At 69.4% G+C, this 3211-nt stretch carries 3 protein-coding genes; all 3 read right to left on the bottom strand.

The genetic code is table 11. From position 1 onward, the window contains the following. The coding region (locus ACFHW0_RS31535) for an acetaldehyde dehydrogenase (acetylating) (RefSeq protein WP_416613271.1) at positions 1-904 on the bottom strand (904 nt) is incomplete at its 3' end. Then, a complete protein-coding gene (locus tag ACFHW0_RS31530; protein ID WP_416613270.1) occupies positions 901-1695 on the bottom strand; it encodes a 2-keto-4-pentenoate hydratase in 795 nt (264 codons plus the stop codon). The genes ACFHW0_RS31535 and ACFHW0_RS31530, both read right to left, overlap by 4 nt. Positions 1696-1762: 67 nt before the next feature. After that, on the bottom strand, positions 1763-3211 hold a 1449-nt coding region (locus ACFHW0_RS31525; protein WP_416613269.1), incomplete at its 5' end, for a 2-hydroxymuconic semialdehyde dehydrogenase.

Genomic DNA, 3211 nt, shown 5'->3' with positions numbered 1-3211 from the left:
CGACCAGCCGTTCCGCCGTGCGCAGCGCGGCCGAGGTCATGATGTCCAGGTTCCCCGCGTACGCCGGCAGATAGTGCCCCGCCCCGGAGACCTCCAGGAACACCGACACCTGCAACCCACACAACCGCCGACCCAACGACGGCACATACGCATCCACCCGGTCAAACTGCACATCCTGCTTCAACCGATACCCGGGCACGTACTCCTGCACCGACGCCACCATCTCCTTTACGGAGGCGGCGATCGCGGCCCGATCCGCATCGACGTCCTCGCACAGGCAGTAGACGGTGTCGCGCATCAACAACGGCGGATCAGCCGGATTCAACACGATGATCGCCTTACCCCGCTGCGCACCACCGACGACCTCGATCGCCCGCGCCGTGGTCTCGGTGAACTCGTCGATGTTCGCCCGCGTCCCCGGACCCGCCGACCTCGACGCGATCGACGCCACGATCTCCCCGTACACCACCGGCGTCACCCGACCCATCGCCGCGACGATCGGCACCGTCGCCTGCCCACCACACGTCACCATGTTCACGTTGCGCTCACCCAGATGCTCGTCCAGGTTCACCGGCGGCACCACATACGGACCGATCGCCGCCGGCGTCAGATCCACCACCAGCCGACCATGCGCCGCCAACACCGCGTCATTGCGCCGATGCGCCCCCGCCGACGTGGCATCGAACACCAACTCCACATCCGCGAACTCCGGCATCCCGACGAGACCGTCCACACCCTCAGCCGTGGTCGCCACACCCAACCGCCGCGCCCGCGCCAAACCATCGGAGTCGGGGTCGATGCCCACCATCGCCACCATCCGCAACGACTCCGACAACCGCAGCACCTTGATCATCAGATCCGTGCCGATGTTGCCCGACCCGATCACCGCTACGCCGGTGGTCACGACGCCTCCTTCGAGAAGCACGCGCGGACAGAGCCCAGGCCGGAGATCCGTGCCTCGTACGCCGCCCCGGCCGTCACCGCCACCATCGGGCCGAGCGCCCCGGACAGCACCACGTCACCGGCACGCAACGGGTCACCCGAACGCGCCATCGTCTGCGCCAGCCACTGCACCGCGTGCAGCGGGTTACCCAGGCACGCCGCGCCGGCCCCCACCGACACCGGCTCACCGGCGTGTTCGAGGACCATCCCGCACAACCGCAGGTCCACGTCGGCCAGCCGACGCGGCGTCGTGCCGAGCACGAACAGGCCGCTGGAGGCGTTGTCCGCCACCGTGTCCACGATCGAGATGTCCCACCCCGCCACCCGCGAATCCACGATCTCGATCGCCGGCAACACGTGATCCACCGCCCGGATCACGTCCGCGCCGGTGATCCGCTCGTCGGGCAGGTCCGCGCCCAACACGAACGCGACCTCCGCCTCCACCCGGGGCTGCAACAGCCGATCCATCGCCACCTCGGCCCCGTCGGGCACCGCCATGTCGTCCAGCAGCACCCCGAAATCGGGCTGGAACACCCCGAAGCTCTCCTGCACCGCCCGCGACGTCAGCCCGATCTTCGCGCCTACCCGGCGGTGACCCCGCTGCAACCACTGCCGCACCTGGAGCTGCTGCACCACGTACGCCGACGTGACGTCCCCCTCGGGCAGCAGCCGCCCGCGCAGCGGCGCACACGGCGTGCCATTGTCCCGCGCGTCGACCAGTTCCCGGGCCGCCGCCTCGTAATCAACGTTCATGTCGACTCCTCGCTGCCCGCGAAGCCGCCACGGGGCCCCACGCCGCTGCGCCTGATGGCCTGCACGCTCATGTCAGGTCCACGCAGACGTTGGTGAGTTCGGAATAGAAACCCAACGAGTGCACGCCACCCTCACGCCCGATACCCGACGCCTTCACCCCACCGAACGGCGTCCGCAGGTCGCGCAGGAACCACGTGTTCACCCAGACGATGCCGGCGTCGAGCCGGGCCCCGGCCCGGTGCGCCCGGCCGACGTCGCGGGTCCACACCGCCGCCGCCAACCCGTACTCCGTACCGTTGGCCAGCGCGAACGCCTCATCCTCATCATCGAACGGCGCCACGTGCACCACCGGGCCGAAGATCTCCTCGGTGTTGGTGCGGGCCTGCGGGCCCAGCCCGGTCAACACCGTCGGCTGCACGAACGCCCCACCATCACGCGCATCACCGAAAGCCGGCACCCCACCCCCGGCCAACACCTGCGCACCCTCACCCCGGGCCAGGTCGTAGTAGCCGAGCACCTTGTCCCGATGCTGACGCGAGATCAACGGCATGTTCACCGTCGCCTCATCCGCAGGCCACCCGAACCGCAGCCCGGCAGCCCGCTCCGCCAACCGCGCCGTGAACTCCTCGAACACCGGCCGCTGCACATAGATCCGCTCCGTGCACAGACACACCTGACCACCATTGGTGAAACTCGACCGCACCGACCCCGCCACCGCCGCATCCAGATCCGCGTCCGCGAACACCAGCCCGGCGTTCTTCCCACCCAACTCGAACGACACCGGCCTCACCCCATCGGCGGCCGCCCGCATGATGGTGCTGCCCGTGGCCGACTCGCCGGTGAACGTGATCGCGTCCACCCCCGGATGACGGGTCAGGAACTCCCCCGCCGAATCCGGACCGAAGCCGTGCACCAGGTTGAACACCCCCTCGGGCACCCCCGCGGCGGCCATCACCTCCGCCAACAGCGTCGCCGAGGCGGGCGTCTCCTCACTCGGCTTCACCACCACCGCGTTGCCGCACGCCAGCGCGGGAGCGACCTTCCACGTCAACAGCAGCAGCGGCAGGTTCCACGGCACGATCACCGCCACCACACCCACCGGCTTACGCACCGCATAATTCAGCGCACGACCCCCGGTCGGCGTGACCGTCGTGAACGACTCCGTCGGCGCCGTCGCCACGATCTCCGCGAACGCACGGAAATTCGCCGCACCACGCGGAATGTCCAACGTCCGCGCCTGCGAAATCGACTTACCCGTATCCGCCACCTCCGCGGTCACCAGGTCGTCGAAACGACGCTCCAACTCGTCGGCAACCCGACGCAACACCTCCGCACGCTCCCGCTCCCCCATCCGACCCCACGGCCCCCGCAACGCCCCCCGCGCCGCCGCCACCGCGTCATCCACACACGCCCGATCCGCCTCGACCACCTCGAACACCGGCTCACCCGTCACCGGACTGCACTTGACGAACCGCCGCCCACCCTCGACGAACTCACCACCGACGAAGTTGCGCAG

This window comes from Micromonospora sp. LOL_025, from assembly GCF_048060285.1.
Lineage (GTDB): Bacteria > Actinomycetota > Actinomycetes > Mycobacteriales > Micromonosporaceae > Micromonospora.
This window is presented reverse-complemented; position numbering and strand designations above follow the sequence as displayed.